This is a genomic window from Shimia sp. MMG029 (assembly GCF_027947445.1).
Taxonomy (GTDB): domain Bacteria; phylum Pseudomonadota; class Alphaproteobacteria; order Rhodobacterales; family Rhodobacteraceae; genus Shimia.
Window position 1 is genome coordinate 383,235 of the sequence record NZ_JAQJIM010000002.1, and the last position, 17,884, is coordinate 401,118.

Below are 17,884 nucleotides of genomic sequence, written 5' to 3' on the forward strand. Positions count from 1 at the left end.
TTTGACAGCAAGGTGAAGAAGCCTGTGCGCAAGGTCAATGATGACGTCTGTTTGGTGCTGCCGAAGCGATGTGACAGGCGCAGCGCTGGCGCGTTATTCGGCGGCCACATCTTTCTGGGTATCGGCGCCCAGCTCTGTGATCTCTGAAATCACGCCGCGCAGGCGGTTGCGGAAGGTTTCAAAATCCGCATTTGGCGTGATCTCGACCTCATCCATATAGAGAGAGCGGTCGATCTCTATCTGGATGGCATGCTGGCGACGATGGGGGCGGCCGTATTGCTGCGTCACATAGGCACCGGCAAACGGGGTGTTGCGCGACACGCGAAAACCGGCGCGTACAAAGGCGGCTTCGATCTGATCGACGATATCCACATCCGCGGCGGCGCCAAAGCGATCCCCCAACACGATCTCCGGCCGGGTGCCGCCCCGGCGCGAGACGCTTGCGACCGCTTCATGTGGCATGGAGTGACAATCAATGAGAATCGCCTCGCCAAATTTGGCATGTGCGGTCTTCAAGAGATTCGTCAGGGCTGTGTGGTAGGGCCGCCAGTAGTGATCGACGCGGTGATCGGCCTCTGCGCGACTCATTTTTCCGTGATAAATCGCCCGCCCGTTGGCGACGACTCGGGGAATCACCCCAAGGCCAGAGGCCACGCGCGGATTGTGGCCCACTTTGCGCACGCCCTGAATGAGAGCCGGGTCCAATTCTTCGGCGGCGCGGTTGAGATCCAGCAAGGCGCGCGGAGCCGTGGCGACCAGAAGTGGCGCGCCAAAGCCTGGCGCATCGGCAAACAGCTTATCTACAAAGGCATCTTCCGAGGATCGAATCGTATGCGCATTGAGCAACGAGCGCTGCACAAACCAATCCGGATAGTCATTGCCGCTGTGCGGAGAGGCAAAAACCACCGAAGTGCGGCGGTTTTTGGGGGCAAATATGTGATAAGCCTGCTTTTGCATCGTCTCTCCTGTTCCCCTAAATTATAGACGCAAAAATTACTGTGCCAAAAGCCCTTGATCCCCCTCGCGACTCCTTTTATAGAACCGCAACCGGCGCGGATTTCCGCGCCCCTTTCATTAGGGGCTAGGACTTATACGTCGGTAAAGGGCGATTAGCTCAGCGGTAGAGCACTTCGTTGACATCGAAGGGGTCACTGGTTCGATCCCAGTATCGCCCACCATGAATTCATCGCCTCTCGTTATGAGAGGTCCCGTAACCCCAGGCGCAATGCAGCGCCGCGAAATGAGGAGAAGGCCCATGAAGGTCAAGAACTCGCTCCGCTCGCTCAAGAACCGGCACCGCGATTGCCGCGTTGTGCGCCGCAAGGGCCGCGTTTACGTGATCAACAAGACCCAGCGTCGCTTCAAAGCACGTCAGGGCTAAGTCGCAAGACTTGCATCACAGAATTGAAGAAGCCGCCTTTTTGGGCGGCTTTTTTGTGTTTGGTGACACAGCGCATAGAGCTCAATTGAAAGTATGCGCATACCCGATGAACGGGCCGGAAGAAGACAGATCCGCGCCAAACGGGCCGCCTGCGCGGCTGGTCTGGAAGTCGATATCGTAGTGGCGCCAGCCAAAGACCAGAGAAGATCTGTCATTAAAGCGGCGCGCCACGCCGAGGGTCGCACTCCAGGCGAGGTCGTTGCCATTTGCACCAAAGCCGCTGGCATCCACCACAAAAGAACCATCCCAGCCGTCGGCAAGCCCCCAGGTGAAACGGGTGGCCACAACCGGTTCCCACCACCGTTCGGTGCCACCGGCATCGAGCGCGCCGCCAGAGCCCACAATGCTTTGGGTCAGACGGTTATACCGGGCCCCGCCCTGCACATCAAAAGCGTAGGGGCGGCCGTTGGCGAAGCTTCCAAGGGCAAGACGATACCCCGCCATGAGGCTGAGCCAGGCCTGCGTTGATTCGACGTCCACAGAATTGCCTGCGAAATCTCCTTCGGTTGCTGTCGCGCTTTCACTGAGGCCGATATAGTGACCTTCCGCAATCAGACCAAAATTGCCCCTCCAAGCCTCAAACCGGCCAGTGGCGGTTAAGTCCAGATAGTCGAGCGCATCGCCCAGATCGAGATCGACGTCCGCTGCACTGCCATCAACCGTGACGGTCCCGGTGGTGCTCGTCGCAGCAAAAAGTGCAAGCGATCCGTGATATCGCCAACTGTCGCTGTCTGTCAGCACCAGTGGGTTTGCCACCGCCTGCTGACCAATGATCACAAACCCCAAACCCAAAAACTTCAGATAACGCATCCAATCGATTCCCAATACCAAACCTCCCTTCAGCATAAGCACATTCCTTAAAAGGGAAATAAGAAACGAAAAACGCCATCAACGTGCGTTGACGATGCGCGTTCGCGCTGATTGAGTGACGGCGGGCGGAAGACCGCTATGAGCGCGTGGATCAAAGACTTGGCTTACATCGTTTCCGGCACAGTAAACCCACCTTGGTATGTGAATGTCGAGTTTGATGGCGACGCTCTCTGGGAGCGACTGAACTCGGTCTGGAGCAGAGCGATTTGATGAGGGTGTCGCGGTATGCCGATGGCAGCATTTCGTATATCCGCCCGCACATATATACCAAAGGGATGGTGCTCAATCGCGCGGCAGTGGCGGGGAAACACCTGTGGCGTATGCGTTATTTACGAGTCGAATTTGCGGTGTCGGACACTTTTATGGGCCTGTTCAAGGCCCGTAAACTTCAATTTCTTGAACAGGCTTACGCTGAAGAGCGCTGAAGCTTTTCAAATGCGCAACGTCGATGCTCTTCGACAGTTACTCTGACACGCTTCCCCCCAACAAAAAACGCCGCCAACCTGCGTTGACGGCGTTTTTGATGGTGTGATCAGACTGGGATCAGAGATCCAGCTTTTTGCCTTTGATCGGCGCCCAGAGCTTTTTGTTGGTCAGGTAGAGCAGCGTGCTCAGGACCACCAGGAACAGAACCCCGGTCAGACCCGCCTGTTTGCGGGCCATCATCTTGGGTTCCGCCGCCCACATCAGGAAGGCAGAGACGTCTTCGGCTTCGTGGTGCAGGGAGGTGGAGTGGCCGTCGGCATATTCCACATCCTCACCGTAAAGCGGTGGCGCCATCGCGATCCAGCCGCCCGGGAAGGCGGTGTTTTCATAGAAGGTGGTGCCCGCTTCCTCTTTCTCCTCGCCGGTGTAACCGGTCAGGATGGAGGCGATGTATTCCGGGCCACCCATGCCTTTGACAAGCTGGTTGATGCCGGTGCCATAGGGGCCGGAGAAGCCTGCACGGGCTTTGGCCATCAGGCTGAGGTCCGGCGCGCTTTCCAGACCACTTTCTGGGAAGTGGTCGGTGGGTTTGCGCGGGCGATCCTCGTCCAGTTCTGCATCATAGATGTCAAACTGCGCCGCATAAGCACGCACCTGATCTTCGGGCAGGTGTGGGCCGCCTTCATCCGCCAATGTACGCAGAGGCACATAGCGCATGCCGTGACAGGCGGAGCAGACTTCGGTGTAGACCTGAAGGCCGCGTTGCAGCTGGTTCTGGTCAAACTTGCCAAAGGGGCCTTCGAAGGAGAAGTCCACATCGTGAATGTGACCTGCGTCCCCTGCAGCCATTGCGCCACCTGCGGTCAGGGACAAGGCGGCCAATGCAGCCATGCTAAGTTTCTTAAGCATTATCCTGTGTCCTTCTTATTCGGCAGGCTGGAAGCTGGCGTCAGCTTCGTCGGCGGGCTTTGGTTTGTAATGCGCGTTGAAGTCATCTTCGATGGTGGCCGGCGGTGTGGTCGGCTTTTCGATGATGCCCAGCAGCGGCAGGATCACGAGGAAGTATGCAAACCAATAGGCCGAAGCGATCAGCGAGAAGGTTGCATAAGGCTCTTCTGCAGGCATGGCACCCAGCCACATCAGCACCACGAAGTCGACAACCAAGATCGCATACCACCATTTGAACATTGGACGGTAGCGGCCAGAGCGCACGCGGGAGGTATCCAGCCATGGCACCAGCGCCATCACGATGATCGCAGCAAACATCGCCAGAACCCCGAAGAATTTCGCGTCGATGATGCCACCGGTGATCCAGCTTGCGAACATCACAACCCAAACGTCGGCGGTGAAGGCACGCAGGATCGCGTAGAACGGCAGGAAGTACCATTCAGGCACGATGTGCGCAGGTGTCGCCAGCGGGTTGGCTTCGATGTAGTTGTCCGGGTGGCCGAGGTAGTTTGGCATGAAGCCAACAACCGCGAAGAAGATGGTGACCACAATTGCCAGACCCACGAGATCCTTGATCACGAAGTAGGGCCAGAACGGCAGCGTGTCTTTCTCGGCTTCTTCTTTGGAGCCGCGACGCACATCCACACCGGTTGGGTTGTTGTTGCCAGTGGTGTGGAACGCCCAGATGTGGACGATCACCAGTGCGGCAATCACAAACGGCAGCAAGTAATGCAGCGAGAAGAAGCGGTTCAGCGTGGCGTTGTCCACCGCAGGGCCGCCGAGCAGGAAGGTCTGCAGGCTTTCCCCAACAAATGGAATGGCGCCAAACAGGCCGGTGATCACGGTTGCGCCCCAGAAGGACATCTGACCCCAAGGCAGAACGTAGCCCATGAAGCCGGTTGCCATCATCAGGATGTAGATGACCATGCCGACAATCCACGTGATTTCACGCGGGGCTTTGTAGGAGCCGTAGTAGAGGCCACGGAAGATGTGGATATAAACCGCAAAGAAGAACAGCGACGCGCCGTTCATATGCAGATAGCGCAGCATATGGCCCCCGTTCACATCGCGCATGATGTGTTCGATGGAGGCAAAGGCCATATCGACGTGCGGGGTGTAGTGCATCACCAGCACAATGCCGGTTACGATTTGCAGCGCGAGACAGAACGCCAGCACAATGCCCCAGATCCACCACCAGTTCAGGTTTTTGGGGGTTGGGATCATGATGGTGTCATAGAGCAGGCCAATCACCGGCAGGCGGCTTTCGACCCATTTTGTGCCCTTAGATTTGGCCTCGTAATGGTCGTGAGGAATACCAGACATGCGTGCGTCTCCTTAGCCTAGAACCAGTTCACTGCCCTCGAAACGGGCAACGGGAACATGGAGGTTTTCGGGAGCCGGACCTTTGCGGATCCGACCGGAGGTGTCGTAGTGGGAGCCGTGACAGGGGCAGAACCATCCGCCAAAGTCACCGGCGCCATCTCCGAGAGGCACGCAGCCAAGGTGGGTACAAACCCCCATCATCACAAGCCATTCACCGCTGTCATCCATCGCGCGGTTTTCATCCGCAGCGTCGGTGCCTGGTTTGTTGGCGTTTTGGCTGGTGGCGTCGATCGAGAGATCTTCCATGGTCACAGCGCGCGCATCGTCGATTTCGGCCTGCGTGCGGCGACGGATGAAAACCGGCTTACCAAGCCACTTGACCGTGAGCTGTGTGCCCGGCTCGATCCCGGCGGTGTCGACGCGGATCGAGGAGAGCGCACGCACATCGGCGGAAGGATTCATCTGGTTCACGAGCGGCCAGACGGCGGCACCAGCGGTTACCGCACCCGCCCCTGCTGTGGCATAGTAGAGGAAATCTCTCCGGGTGCCTTCGTGATCTTCTGCGTGGGACACGAGTATTCTCCATTTAGCGACCGCACCGGGCGGCCTGAATAGCTATACGGCCGCGGATTCCCGCAGCTGATTGCGATCAATTTTTAGTCAAGGCGACGCTTTGCGTCCAGAAAACAAATGACCAAAGGTGGGGGACGCGTCCCTGTGTCGCGCTTCTTGCCGGGCCGTGCAGGCTCCAACCGCGCGGCGGCAGGGGGGGGACACGTGTATTTATGTGCGTTTTTGCAAAGCTCAAGAGGCCGCGCAAACCGCGGCGAGAAGACCACAGCAGCAGATTCGGTGCTTTTCCAATGGCATGCCCAAATGTGCACAGAATCGCGTGACACTGGCTCGTTGCGTTCAAATTGGCTAGAGAAGCAAAAGCGCCCGACCGTAACATTCGACCGTGGCCGGGCAAAAGGAGGTCCATCCGTTGATCAGCTTGAAAGATCTGGAATTTCTGACCTCGCTGGCCCGGCATGGGCATTTTGCGCGTGCGGCAGAGGATTGCGGCGTGTCCCAGCCGGCCTTCAGCATGCGGATTCGCAAGCTAGAAGAGCGGTTGAACGCAGCGATTGTGAAACGCGGCAATCGATTTCAGGGCTTCACCCCGGAAGGCGACGCGCTGATGCGGCATGCCCGCAAGATCATGGACGGCGTGAAACTGATGGAGGAAGAGTTCCGGTCTGCGAGCGGGGAGGTCACCGGGCAGCTGTCCCTCGGGGTGATTCCCACGGCGGTTGGTTTCGCGGCGGAGGCTGTTGGGCGTCTGCGTGCTGAACATCCGGGAATCACTGTACGCTTGCAGACGGCCTCCTCTCTGACGATCCAGCAGGGTTTGGAAAAACGCGTGTTTGATGCCGGAATTTCTTATGGGGAGGGCGTGTCACCGGAAATGTTGCGGGTGGAAGCGCTGTATGGCGAGCGTTATGTGCTGCTTGCTCCAAAATCCTTGGCCCCGCGTCAGAGCGGAGAGGCGAGCTGGGCTGAGGCGGCGGAATTGCCGCTCAGCCTGCTGGAGCCAAGCATGCAGAACCGGCGCATTCTGGATTTGGTTTTTCGGGAGGTGGGCGCACTGCCGAAGGTGGTGGCGGAGACGGGGGAATTCACCTCTTCGATGCTGATGGCCGCGAGCGGTGTTGCGGCAACCGTCGTTCCCGAAGGGTTGCTGAACAGCCTGGGGAAAATGCCCGGCATTGTGGCCCTGCCCCTGAGCGACCCACCGTTGGAAAAAGACGTGAGTTTATTGACCCCACACCGCTTGCCTGGCCTGTCGACGGTGGAAGCGCTGCGGCGCGTTCTTGCGCTCGAAAAGTGATAAACAAAACTTATCTAAACATAAAAAATGCCTGATTGATTATCACCCTTCGTGATGCCACCTTGAGCCATCTAGTAGGGAGAGCACTATGGTACCGCTGGACGACTCCAAAGGCGTTTGGAAGAAAAAAGGCACCGGGAAATCACGTCGCACACCAAAGGGGCGACAGGTCGATGATGTGGCACTGCACGAGGTGCAGGCATTGCTGGGCGACAGCCCGCGCCGCCGCGATCTGCTGATTGAATTTCTTCATCTTATTCAAGATCGTTATGGGCATTTGTCAGCCTCACATCTGCGCGCATTGGCCGACGAAATGCGGCTTGGACAGGCAGAGATCTATGAGGTTGCGACATTCTATGCGCACTTCGATGTGGTGGCAGAGGATGAGACCCCGCCCCCTGCACTGACGATTCGCGTGTGTGATTCGCTGTCTTGCGAGCTGGCCGGAGCCGAGCAGCTGCGCAAAGCGCTCGAAATTGGTATGGACCCATCCGAGGTCCGCGTGCTGCGCGCGCCCTGCATGGGCCGCTGTGACACCGCCCCTGTCGTCGAAGTGGGCCACAACCACATTCTGCACGCCACCCATGAAAAGGTGAATGCCGCGATCCATGCCGGGGAAACCCATCCGCAGATCGGCGACTACCAAGGGCTGGCGGAATATAAGGCTGATGGCGGCTATCAGACCCTGCGCTCCCTGCGTGAAAACGGCAATTGGGAAGAAGTGCAGGAGCAAATCAAAGAGGCTGGCTTGCGTGGTCTTGGTGGCGCGGGCTTCCCGTCTGGCACCAAATGGGGCTTTGTGCGTGCCAACCCCGGCCCCCGCTATCTGGCCGTGAACGGCGATGAGGGCGAGCCCGGCACGTTCAAGGACCGTCACCATCTGGAGCGCAACCCGCATATGTTCCTTGAGGGCATGCTGATTGCGGCCTGGGCTGTGGAAGCGGCGACCTGCTTTATCTACATGCGTGACGAAAACCCCGGTGTGATCAAGATCCTGAAAAAGGAGATCGCGCATCTGGTGGCAGAAGGCATTGTGGCCGAAGGGTACATCGAGGTGCGCCGCGGTGCAGGTGCCTATATCTGCGGCGAAGAAAGCGCGATGATCGAATCGATCGAAGGCAAGCGTGGCCTGCCACGTCACCGCCCCCCATTTGTGGCGCAGGTTGGCATCTTCAACCAGCCAACCCTCGTGCACAATGTGGAGACGCTTTACTGGGTGGCGCGGATTGCCCGTTTTGGCCCTCAGGTGCTGAATGCGGTGGAAAAGAACGGCCGTAAGGGTCTGCGCAACTACTCCGTTTCCGGCCGTGTGGCGGAACCCGGCGTTTACCTGTTGCCGGCTGGCTCAACCATTGATGACATCATCGAAGCGGCCGGCGGCATGGCAGAGGGCCATGTGTTCAAAGCCTATCAGCCCGGCGGCCCCTCCTCCGGTCTGTTGCCTGCAACGCTGAATGATGTGCCGCTGGACTTTGACACGCTGCAACCCCATGGCACCTTTATTGGCTCCGCCGCTGTGGTTGTGCTGTCTGATCAGGACAGCGCCAAAGATGCGGCGCTCAACATGCTCAAGTTCTTTGAGGATGAGAGCTGTGGCCAATGTACCCCTTGCCGTACCGGCTGTGAAAAAGCGGTGAAGCTGATGCAGGCGGACAGCTGGGATCAGCCACTTCTGGAAGATCTGTGTCAGGTGATGGGCGATGCCTCCATCTGTGGTCTGGGGCAGGCGGCCCCCAACCCGATCCGCCTTGTGATGAAACACTTTGGGGAGGAGATCTGAGATGGCTGACGGCGCACAACTGAACATGGTGACCTTTTCCCTGAACGGCAAAGATGTGACCGTGCCGGAAGGCACAACAATCTGGGACGCGGCCAATGGCGACGGCTTTGTGATCCCGCACCTGTGCCACAAACCGGCCAAGGGCTATCGCCCCGATGGCAACTGCCGCGCCTGTGTGGTGGAAGTGGAAGGCGAGCGCACGCTTGTCGCTTCATGCATCCGCCCAGCAAGCGACGGCATGGTGGTGCACACTGAAAGCACCCGCGCGAAAAAGGCCCGCGAGATGGTGATCGAACTTCTGGCGGCAGATCAGCCAGAAGTGAAGCATGACGCCTCCAGCCATTTTTCCAAGATGGCCGAGCAGGTGGGCGTAGACCAGTCTCGTTTCCCCGCAAAAGCGCCAGACACGGTGCCTTTGCTGGATGCCTCGCATGTGGCGATGAATGTGAACCTTGATGCCTGCATCAACTGTAACCTTTGTGTGCGCGCCTGCCGCGAGGTTCAGGTGAATGATGTGATTGGCATGGGCGGCCGTGGCAGCACCTCCAAGGTGATCTTTGATCAGGATGACGCCATGGGGACCTCCAGCTGTGTGGCCTGCGGCGAATGTGTGCAGGCCTGCCCAACCGGCGCGCTGATGCCTGCCACCATGCTGGACGAAAATCAGGCCGGAGACAGCGCCGATTTTGACCGCGAAGTGGAAAGCGTCTGCCCCTATTGCGGGGTTGGCTGCCAGATCAAATTCAAGGTCAAAGACGACAAGATCCAATATGTGGAAGGCATTGACGGGCCAGCCAATGAAAACCGGCTCTGCGTCAAGGGCCGCTTTGGATTTGACTATATCCACCACCCCCACCGTTTGACCAAACCGCTGATCCGTCGCGAAGACGCGCCAGCCAAGGGTCTGAACGTGGATCCGGGCAACCTGATGACCCATTTCCGCGAAGCAAGCTGGGAAGAGGCGCTGGATTTCGCCGCCGGTGGCCTGGCGAAGCTGCGCGCCGAAAAAGGCACCAATGTGGCCGGGTTCGGCTCTGCCAAATGCTCCAACGAAGAAGCCTATCTGTTCCAGAAGCTGATCCGTCAGGGCTTTGGCCACAACAACGTGGACCACTGCACCCGCCTGTGTCACGCCTCCTCGGTGGCGGCGCTGATGGAGAATGTGGGCTCTGGCGCGGTGACGGCGACGTTTAATGAAATCGAGAACGCCGATGTGGCGATCGTGATCGGCTGTAACCCGGTGGAAAACCACCCGGTGGCGGCGACCTATTTCAAACAGTTCGTCAAACGCGGCGGCAAGCTGATTGTGATGGACCCACGCGGCCATGGCATGAAACGCTTTGCCACCCATATGCTGCAGTTCAAACCCGGCGGGGACGTTTCGATGCTGAATGGCATCATGAACGTGATCGTCGAAGAAGGGCTGTATGACCGTCAGTACATCGAGGCCTACACCGAAAACTGGGAGGCCATGAAGGAGCATCTTAAGGACTATACCCCTGAAAAGATGGCACCGATCTGTGGCATCGAACCTGATACGCTGCGCGAGGTGGCCCGCACCTTTGCTGGTGGCAAGGCCGGGATGATCTTCTGGGGTATGGGCGTCAGCCAGCACATTCACGGCACAGACAACGCCCGCTGCCTGATCAGCCTTGCGCTGATGACCGGTCATGTGGGGCGTCCCGGCGCCGGTCTGCACCCGCTGCGCGGGCAGAACAACGTGCAAGGCGCTTCTGATGCGGGTCTGATCCCGATGTTCCTGCCTGACTATCAGTCGGTGATGGATGATGGTGTGCGCTCTGCCTTTACCGAGGTTTGGGAAAGCGAAGACTTCTCCAACCAGAAGGGTCTGACCGTTGTGGAGATCATGGATGCGATCCATGAGGGCGACATCAAAGGCATGTATATTCTGGGCGAAAACCCGGCCATGTCCGACCCGGATGTGGATCACGCCCGTGATGCGCTGGCAATGCTGGATCATCTGGTGGTGCAGGATATCTTCCTGACCGAGACCGCCAACTACGCCGATGTGATTCTGCCAAGCTCTGCCTGGTATGAGAAATCCGGCACGGTGACCAACACCAACCGTCAGGTCCAGATGGGCCGCCCTGTCACCCCGCCTCCGGGCGAGGCCAAGGAAGACTGGTGGATCGAGGTCGAGCTGGCGAAACGTCTGGGTCTGGACTGGAGCTACACCCACCCCAAAGAGGTGTTTGCGGAGATGAAGCTCAACATGGGCTCTCTGAACAACATCACTTGGGATCGACTGGAAAAAACCGCTGTGACCTATCCGTCGCTCACCCCGGAAGATCCGGGTCAGGCGATTGTGTTTGGCGATGGCTTCCCGCGGGCCGAAGGGCGCGCGCGGTTTGCACCGGCGCAGGTGATCTCGCCCGATGAGACGCCGGATGCGGAGTATCCGATGGTCTTGATCACCGGGCGTCAGCTGGAGCATTGGCACACCGGGTCAATGACCCGCCGCGCCAGCACGTTGGATGCGCTGGAGCCTGAGGCGAACTGTTCGCTGCACCCGGCGACCCTGCGCAAGCTGGGCGTGGAAGCCGGCGACTATGTGCGCCTGAGCACGCGGCGTGGCTCTGTCACCGTGATGGCGCGGGCGGACCGGGCTGTGGCGGAGGACAATGTGTTCCTGCCGTTTGCCTATGTGGAAGCGGCGGCGAACATCCTGACCAACGCAGCGCTGGATCCTTATGGCAAGATCCCGGAGTTCAAGTTCTCCGCCCTGCGCGTGGAGCGGGCAGAGAGCCCGACCATCGCGGCAGAGTAAGGCACGCCACAAAAGAAAGAGGCCGCGCTTCGGGAAGGAGCGCGGCCTTTTGCGTTTCTAGATCATCGTGCCAAAAATCTGCAACGACTTTAGCTGGTCGGCTCCGCCTCCTGCGCGTTGGTGGAGACCAAGCGTTTCAGATTTTCAGAACGGCGCTTTAAAGTCTGGGGATCAGTCAGAAGGCATTGTGGCCTGCATGCTGTCGCGCTTGGCAAATTCCGCGTACCAGCCTGCGAGCCCGTCCCGGCCCTGCCGCCAGTTGCGATCGCCATGGCGGAAATCCAGATAGCCCAGCGCACAGGCCACAGCGATCTGCCCCATGTCCAGCGGGCCAAACAGATGGCTCATCCAACGTTCGTTGATCGCATCCAGCGCGCCTGCGACCTTGCCCCACTGTGCCTCGATCCAAGCCTCAGAAACGATCTCCTCCGGGCGCACACGGCGCTCATAGACCGCCAGCACTGCCGCATCCAGAATGCCGTCTGCGGTGGCCTCCAGCGTGAACACCTCCCACAGACGGTCTTCTGGGTAAAGATCGGCCCCCGTGCGCGCCGCCAGATAGCGACAGATCACACGGCTGTCGTAGATCGCTGGCCCATCTGGGCGCACCAGTGCGGGGATCTTACCCAAGGGGTTGGCCGCTGCGGCCGCATCGGCTGTGGCAACAGGCGTGGTTTTGACCCGCACCAGCTCCACATCATCGGTTTGTCCGGTCTCTGCCAGGGTGACATTCACCTTGCGCACAAAGGGCGAGGCCGGGGAATGGATCAGTTGCAACTTCGACATTGTTCACTCCGTATCAGGGTCTGCAAAGGGAGATTGCATCAACGCCGCAAGCTCCCGCGATTCGCTGCCAAAACCATAGGCCGTCATCTGTGACGCCGCTGCGTGGCGCACCTCGGTGGGTTTGTTTTGGCCCAATTTCCATGTGCCCTGCACATCCTCGATGTGGAGGCGGAAGGGCAGGATCATGCGCAGCATGCGCTCAAAGGCGCCTTCACTCATTTTATCCCTTGTCCAGAGCGGCTTGGGGGCGAGCTCTGCCTCAAACTTGGCGGAGAGACGGTCCAGCAGATCGGGCAACGCCTCAGAGGCAAGCGGCTCCACCTGCCCGGTGAGATGCACCGCCACATAGTTCCATGTGGGCACCTGATCCGCCACGCCGTACCAGTCAGGTGAAACATAGCTGTCAGGCCCCGTCACGGCGAGGCGCGCAGGCACTGCGGATTTGGCCGCGCGCACCATCGGATTTGAGCGCACAAGGTGCAGATCGGCGTAATCGCCCGCCTCAGAAACCAGAAACGGTACATGGGACAGCAGGGGGGCGCCGTCCGCTGCGGAGAGCGCCAGCGTGCCAAAGCCACGCTCGCGCGCAAAAGCGAGGTTTTTCTCGGTTGCCGTGCCGCGAAAGGCTGGGTTGGGGTGCATAAAAACCTCACGTCGTTCGTTGTGCGCGATGTTGCAAAGCTTGCCTCATGTTGGCAAGGTGCGATCGTTCTCAGGGCGGGGTGAAATTCCCCACCGGCGGTATGCGGGCACGCCCCGTAAGCCCGCGAGCGGCGTCTTTGTTTGGATGCATCCACATCCCCAAAAGTGGGAAGCGGTTTTGGGATAAGATGTGGCGCCAGAAAAGATGTGTCAGCAGATCTGGTGAGAGGCCAGAGCCGACGGTGATAGTCCGGATGGAAGAGAACGTGCGATGGGTGTGGCCGTGGGGCTGCGCCTCATGCGCGCGTAATCGCCTTGGGTGACGTGTCTGAACCAAAGGAGATTACGATGACACACACCCGATTTGCCTTCATCAAGGCACAATGGCATGCCGATATCGTCGATCAGGCGCTCAAAGGGTTTTGCGAGCTGATTCCAGAAGCCCAAGTGGATGTTTTTGACGTGCCCGGTGCGTTTGAAATGCCCCTACTGGCACGCGATCTGGCCGAAAGCGGCCAATATGGCGCAGTGGCCGCCGCCGCGCTGGTGGTGGATGGCGGGATCTACCGCCATGATTTTGTGGCGCAGGCCGTGGTGGATGGCTTGATGCGCGCCGGGTTGGACAGCGGTGTTCCCGTGCTGTCCGTGTCGCTCACGCCGCACCATTTCCAGGAAACCGAGCACCATATGGCGATCTACAAAGCGCATTTTGTGGAAAAAGGCCGCGAAGCCGCCCGCGCCGCGCTTGGCATTCTGCAAACCCGCGAATCGCTTCAGAAAGCGGCTTAAAGCGCTTCAATGTGCCCGCAGAACACTGTGGGCGCATCCCCCGCCTGCCAGACCGGCAGTTTGGTCATGATGGTGGCAAAGGCTTCAGAGGCCAGAAACCGCGCCAGCCAATCGGCGAGGTTTGGCCCCGCCTCCGCATCAAAGCGGGTTTTGTCGATAAAGGCGAACTGGCGCACAAAGGGCAGGATCGCCATATCCGCCAAGCTCGGCTTGTTTCCAAACAACCAGCCTTCGCTCAGCTGTGCGTCCAATCCATTCAAGAACCCCATCGCGGCGGCGCGGCTCTCTTCGGGATCCGCGTCCGCATAACGCGTGTGATACTTCGTACGGTCGAGCGCGCGTTTGAACGGGCCATCCGCTTCTTCGATCAGCGCAAAGCCAGCCTCTGGCATCGCAAGCCATCCCTCGGGGTCCTTCTGGCGCAGCGCCCAGAGCATGACATCGAGGCTTTCATCAATCACCTCTGCGCCGTCTTTCAGACAAGGCACCGTGCCGCTGGGGGAGGTTTCCAGAAACGCGGGAGCCTTGTCGCGCAGCAGGATCTCCCGCAGCTCCACAGAGACGCCAGAGACCGCCACCGCCAATCGCGCGCGCATGGCGTAAGGACAGCGCCGGAAAGAATAGAGAATCGGGGCCTCTGTCATGGTCTCACGTTTCCTCTTGCCCAAAATATGCCGGGGGAATCGCGCCTGCGCGATGGGGGCTGCCCCCCAATCTTATGATGCCAGCAGTTGCGTGCCCTGCACAGCGGTGATCGCCGCCGTGACAATCGCGCCTTCCTGTTGCAGCGCATCAAACTTAACCTCGGTGAACTGTTCTGTGCGGCCCATATGGGCGTTTTCCATCAACACCTTATGGGTTTTTCCCAGCTGAGCAGCCAAATGCCGGGCCACCTTGGCCTCGCCTGCCGCGCGCAGCTCTGCGGCGCGGGCTTTGATCACCTTGCCATTGACCTGACTGGGGATTTTCGCCGCTGGCGTGCCTTCGCGTTTGGAATAGGGGAAGACATGCAGCCACGTGAGGTCGCAGTCCTCCACAAGCTTCAGTGAATTGGCAAAATGCGCGTCTGTTTCGGTGGGGAAGCCTGCGATGATGTCCGCGCCAAAGGTCATGGCGGGGCGCAGTTTTTTGGCCTCTTCACAGAACCGAATCGCATCATCGCGCAGATGACGCCGCGCCATGCGTTTCAGAATCAGATCATCGCCATGTTGCAGGCTGAGATGCAGATGCGGCATCAGACGCGGCTCGGTTGCGATTGCCATCATCAGGTTTTCATCGACCTCGATGCTGTCAATCGAGCTGATGCGCAGGCGCGGCAGATCCGGCACGAGCTTCAGAATGCGCATCACCAGATCGCCAAGCTTTGGCTGCATCGGCTGATCCGCGCCCCAACTTGTGAGATCCACACCGGTCAGCACCACCTCATTAAAGCCTTTGTCCACAAGCCGCTTGATCTGATCGACCACCACACCGGCCGGGACAGAGCGCGAATTGCCCCGGCCATAGGGAATGATGCAGAAGGTGCAACGATGGTCACAGCCGTTTTGCACCTGCACATAGGCGCGCGAGCGGGTGCCAAAGCCATCAATCAAGTGGCCTGCGGTTTCGGTGACGGACATGATGTCGTCCACCTGTACCTTTTCGGTCTCACCAATGAAATCCGGGCCGCGGGGGCGGGCCATATCCTGCCATGTGCCGGGCTGCATCTTTTCGGTGTTGCCGACCACCTTGTCGACCTCGCCCATGGCAGCGAAGGTCTCCGGCTCTGTTTGTGCCGCGCAGCCAGTGACGATGATTTTCGCATCCGGATTTTCACGGCGCAGGCGGCGAATCTCCTGACGGCTCTTGCGCACTGCCTCTGCGGTCACCGCGCAGGTGTTCACGATCACGGCGTTTTCCAGCCCAGCAGACTGCGCCATGTCTTTCATCGCCTCAGATTCGTAAGAATTCAGACGGCAGCCAAGCGTGGTGAACTTTGGCGGGGCGACAGTCATTTGGCGCGCTCCAGAAAGGCAGCGGTGAATTCGCCGGTGAAGACATGCTCGGTCGCGCCCGTCATCCAGACGCCATCTTCGGCCCACTCGATCCACAGCGTGCCGCCGTCCAGATCAATCTGCACCTTACGGCCTGTGAGGCCCCGGCGCGCGGCAGCCACGGCGGTGGCGCAGCTTGAGGAGCCAGAGGCCAGCGTGATGCCCACACCCCGCTCCCAGACCCGCATACGGATGTGATTTTCCCCCACAATCTGCGCGACCTGAACATTGGTGCGCTCGGGATAGAGGGGATGGTGTTCATGCGCTGCGCCAAAACCCGCCAGATCCACAGCGGCAACATCCTCAACAAAGAAAGTGCAATGAGGGTTGCCCATGCCGGTGGCGGTTGGGGTACCGTCAATGGGCAGCTCTAGCGTGTCCATCTCATGAGAGAGGGGAATCTCATCCCAGATCAGCTGCGGATGGCCCATGTTCACTGAAACCAGCCTGTCGCCTGCCTCGCGCGCAAACAGCGTGCCGCGATCTGTGGTGAGGGTCAGCGCGCTGGCGCCGGATTCGTCCATCAGATGACGGGCAATACAGCGGGTGGCATTGCCACAGGCCGCAGAGGTGGAGCCATCTGCGTTGTAAAACGTCAGATGTGCATCCGCATTGCTGCCTGTCGCGCCATGAGTGATCACCGCAAGCTGATCGAATCCCACAGCTTTTTGCCGATGAGAAATCGCCATGATCTGATTTTCTGTCAGCGCAAAAGTGCGCGCGCGTGCATCCACCACGACAAAATCATTGCCGAGACCATGCATTTTCATGAAGGAAATAGGGGTTTGAGCACGTGTATCCATGGCGCGCATATACGCCCGCCACAAATTAATTTCCAGTGGTGCGATTTTTTTCTCAGAATCCGCTTGACCCCCCCCGTAGCTAACTCTAAAAGCCGCCCTCACAGAGTGGGCCGTTAGCTCAGTTGGTAGAGCAACTGACTTTTAATCAGTGGGTCGTAGGTTCGAATCCTACACGGCTCACCACTTTAACCGATTGATCGGTAAACGAAAAACCGGCAGCGATTTCGCTGCCGGTTTTCGCTTTTCTAGGACATGGTGCCTGCACTCTCCCCGCAAACACCCCGCAAAGCTAGAGATTGTCCTGTGCGGCGACCTTACATGCCGATGGGCACGAGGTGGTTGTCAAATTGCACTGGTTGCTGACGCACCGAGTCGCCCAGCGCGCCCACTGCGCCCGTACCAGTGGTGAAAAAGAATCCCGCTGCACGCGCGCCGATTCCACAGACGTCTTCCTGATCCACCCCACGCAGAAAAGTGCCGCTGGCCAGATCAAACACATGCACAACCCCACCACGTGGGGAGGTGATCGCCACCTCGCGGCCATCACCAGAGATCGCCACACTGCCTGCATAGCCATCAAGAGCGCCGTGGAGGCGCTCAGGGGCCGCCAGCAGGGTGATGGGGCCTCCACGCCGGTGTAGACCCAGCAGCGGCGGTGCGGCCCCCTCTGCGCCCTGCCACTGCATTGCCAGCGCCACGGTGCCGTCGCTGTGTAAGGCGAGGTGGCGGATGGAGTTTTTGTGAAAGGTGGCTGGCAGCGACGCGGTTTCAACAATCGTGCCAGAAAAATCCAGATAGCAGAGATTGGGGGCCATGGTCGGAATGTTGAGTTTGGCACGCCCCATATCGGGATGGGTTTCAATGCCGCCATTGGCGACCACAAGGCTCTGCCCGTCTGGCATCAGCCGCATCTCATGCGGGCCAACGCCGCCCGAGGAGACCTCGCCCAGACGTTTGTAGCCCGCTCCCACATCCCAGACGCCAATCACGCCGAGACCGGCCTCATAGTCGTTCTCTGTGGTGAACAGCTGCGTGCCGTTCGGGGAAAACGCCCCATGGCCATAAAAGTGGCGCCCCTCTGGCGCGTTGAGTCGGGCAAGCACGGTGCCATCGCGACAATCCAGCGCCAGCGCAAAGGTGCCGGGGCGGCGGGCGAAGGCAACCGCCTCGGCACGCGTGGGATGTGCCGCAGCGGCATGACCGCGTGCGGGCAGAGGAATCGTGAAGCTGATGTCACCGGTCTCTGTCAGGCCGGTGAGCACAAACTGCCCGTCCGGGGCGCGTGCAGCGGACAGAAAGGCAGGTGCGCCGACGCTCGCCCAGCCAGCGGAGGGCAAAAGACTGCTGGCGGCAAGACCGGCCAGCACACGGCGTCGGCTGACCAT

17 protein-coding genes, 2 tRNA genes and 1 riboswitch are annotated in these 17,884 nt (G+C 59.4%); of the genes, 8 read left to right on the plus strand and 11 right to left on the minus strand.

From position 1 onward, the window contains the following. Nucleotides 1-93 precede the first annotated feature (93 nt). Nucleotides 94-957, minus strand: a complete 864-nt coding sequence (locus tag PJL69_RS08585; RefSeq protein ID WP_271309278.1) for an N-formylglutamate amidohydrolase — start codon at nucleotides 955-957, stop codon at nucleotides 94-96. A 146-nt stretch (nucleotides 958-1,103) separates the two neighbouring features. Here PJL69_RS08585 and PJL69_RS08590 point away from each other — a divergent pair. Together PJL69_RS08590 and ykgO are read left to right on the plus strand one after the other, a co-directional pair. Then, a tRNA-Val gene (locus tag PJL69_RS08590) sits at nucleotides 1,104-1,178 on the plus strand. A 77-nt stretch (nucleotides 1,179-1,255) separates the two neighbouring features. Next, nucleotides 1,256-1,381, plus strand: a complete 126-nt coding sequence (ykgO, locus tag PJL69_RS08595) for a type B 50S ribosomal protein L36 (RefSeq protein WP_008562923.1) — start codon at nucleotides 1,256-1,258, stop codon at nucleotides 1,379-1,381. A gap of 81 nt (nucleotides 1,382-1,462) precedes the next feature. Here ykgO and PJL69_RS08600 read toward each other — a convergent pair whose 3' ends face one another. Continuing rightward, nucleotides 1,463-2,251 carry a hypothetical protein gene (locus tag PJL69_RS08600; protein WP_271309279.1) on the minus strand — a complete coding sequence of 263 codons (789 nt, stop codon included), beginning with the start codon at nucleotides 2,249-2,251 and terminating at the stop codon, nucleotides 1,463-1,465. A 138-nt stretch (nucleotides 2,252-2,389) separates the two neighbouring features. Between PJL69_RS08600 and PJL69_RS08605 the strand changes: the two genes are divergently transcribed. Continuing rightward, a complete protein-coding gene (locus tag PJL69_RS08605) occupies nucleotides 2,390-2,521 on the plus strand; it encodes a hypothetical protein (protein WP_271309280.1) in 132 nt (43 codons plus the stop codon). 333 nt (nucleotides 2,522-2,854) lie between these two features. Here PJL69_RS08605 and PJL69_RS08610 read toward each other — a convergent pair whose 3' ends face one another. The 3 genes from PJL69_RS08610 to petA are packed head-to-tail and all read right to left on the minus strand — an operon-like array spanning nucleotide 2,855 to nucleotide 5,581. Continuing rightward, nucleotides 2,855-3,646, minus strand: coding sequence for a cytochrome c1 (locus tag PJL69_RS08610; RefSeq protein ID WP_271309281.1), 792 nt, complete (start codon nucleotides 3,644-3,646; stop codon nucleotides 2,855-2,857). A 15-nt stretch (nucleotides 3,647-3,661) separates the two neighbouring features. Next, nucleotides 3,662-5,008: a cytochrome b gene (gene petB, locus PJL69_RS08615; RefSeq protein ID WP_271309282.1), complete on the minus strand. Its 1,347-nt coding sequence runs from the start codon at nucleotides 5,006-5,008 to the stop codon at nucleotides 3,662-3,664. A 12-nt stretch (nucleotides 5,009-5,020) separates the two neighbouring features. Beyond that, complete coding sequence (gene petA / locus PJL69_RS08620) at nucleotides 5,021-5,581, minus strand: ubiquinol-cytochrome c reductase iron-sulfur subunit (protein WP_209097188.1); 561 nt, start codon at nucleotides 5,579-5,581, stop codon at nucleotides 5,021-5,023. Between the two features lie 412 nt (nucleotides 5,582-5,993). Here petA and PJL69_RS08625 point away from each other — a divergent pair, with 412 nt between their 5' ends. From PJL69_RS08625 to fdhF, 3 genes are all read left to right on the plus strand, one after another. Continuing rightward, nucleotides 5,994-6,878 (plus strand): LysR family transcriptional regulator, encoded by an 885-nt coding sequence (locus PJL69_RS08625; RefSeq protein WP_271309283.1) that lies wholly within the window; start codon nucleotides 5,994-5,996, stop codon nucleotides 6,876-6,878. Between the two features lie 88 nt (nucleotides 6,879-6,966). Then, complete coding sequence (locus PJL69_RS08630) at nucleotides 6,967-8,658, plus strand: NAD(P)H-dependent oxidoreductase subunit E (RefSeq protein WP_271309284.1); 1,692 nt, start codon at nucleotides 6,967-6,969, stop codon at nucleotides 8,656-8,658. 1 nt (nucleotide 8,659) lies between these two features. Further along, the gene (gene fdhF, locus PJL69_RS08635; RefSeq protein WP_271309285.1) at nucleotides 8,660-11,446 is read left to right on the plus strand and encodes a formate dehydrogenase subunit alpha; all 2,787 of its coding nucleotides are present in this window, start codon (nucleotides 8,660-8,662) and stop codon (nucleotides 11,444-11,446) included. Between the two features lie 171 nt (nucleotides 11,447-11,617). On the opposite strand, the gene PJL69_RS08640 is transcribed toward fdhF, so the two are convergent. Both PJL69_RS08640 and PJL69_RS08645 read right to left on the minus strand, forming a co-directional pair. Then, the gene (locus PJL69_RS08640; RefSeq protein WP_441347463.1) at nucleotides 11,618-12,232 is read right to left on the minus strand and encodes a glutathione S-transferase; all 615 of its coding nucleotides are present in this window, start codon (nucleotides 12,230-12,232) and stop codon (nucleotides 11,618-11,620) included. A gap of 3 nt (nucleotides 12,233-12,235) precedes the next feature. Beyond that, nucleotides 12,236-12,874: an FMN-binding negative transcriptional regulator gene (locus tag PJL69_RS08645; RefSeq protein ID WP_271309286.1), complete on the minus strand. Its 639-nt coding sequence runs from the start codon at nucleotides 12,872-12,874 to the stop codon at nucleotides 12,236-12,238. A 62-nt stretch (nucleotides 12,875-12,936) separates the two neighbouring features. After that, nucleotides 12,937-13,144: riboswitch (FMN riboswitch) on the plus strand. Nucleotides 13,145-13,222: 78 nt separating this feature from the next. Here PJL69_RS08645 and PJL69_RS08650 point away from each other — a divergent pair. Beyond that, nucleotides 13,223-13,663, plus strand: a complete 441-nt coding sequence (locus PJL69_RS08650; RefSeq protein WP_271309287.1) for a 6,7-dimethyl-8-ribityllumazine synthase — start codon at nucleotides 13,223-13,225, stop codon at nucleotides 13,661-13,663. On the opposite strand, the gene PJL69_RS08655 is transcribed toward PJL69_RS08650, so the two are convergent. The 3 genes from PJL69_RS08655 to dapF form a co-directional block, all read right to left on the minus strand. Then, the gene (locus tag PJL69_RS08655; protein WP_271309288.1) at nucleotides 13,660-14,307 is read right to left on the minus strand and encodes a glutathione S-transferase; all 648 of its coding nucleotides are present in this window, start codon (nucleotides 14,305-14,307) and stop codon (nucleotides 13,660-13,662) included. The two genes, PJL69_RS08650 and PJL69_RS08655, sit on opposite strands and share 4 nt — an antisense overlap. Before the next feature lie 72 nt (nucleotides 14,308-14,379). Then, nucleotides 14,380-15,657, minus strand: coding sequence for a tRNA (N(6)-L-threonylcarbamoyladenosine(37)-C(2))-methylthiotransferase MtaB (mtaB, locus tag PJL69_RS08660; protein WP_271309289.1), 1,278 nt, complete (start codon nucleotides 15,655-15,657; stop codon nucleotides 14,380-14,382). Next, nucleotides 15,654-16,508: a diaminopimelate epimerase gene (gene dapF / locus PJL69_RS08665; protein ID WP_271309290.1), complete on the minus strand. Its 855-nt coding sequence runs from the start codon at nucleotides 16,506-16,508 to the stop codon at nucleotides 15,654-15,656. Before dapF ends, mtaB begins: the two co-directional genes overlap by 4 nt. 98 nt (nucleotides 16,509-16,606) lie before the next feature. Between dapF and PJL69_RS08670 the strand changes: the two genes are divergently transcribed. Next, nucleotides 16,607-16,682: transfer RNA gene (locus PJL69_RS08670), tRNA-Lys, on the plus strand. A gap of 131 nt (nucleotides 16,683-16,813) precedes the next feature. Here PJL69_RS08670 and PJL69_RS08675 read toward each other — a convergent pair. Next, nucleotides 16,814-17,884: a DUF1513 domain-containing protein gene (locus PJL69_RS08675; protein WP_271309291.1), complete on the minus strand. Its 1,071-nt coding sequence runs from the start codon at nucleotides 17,882-17,884 to the stop codon at nucleotides 16,814-16,816.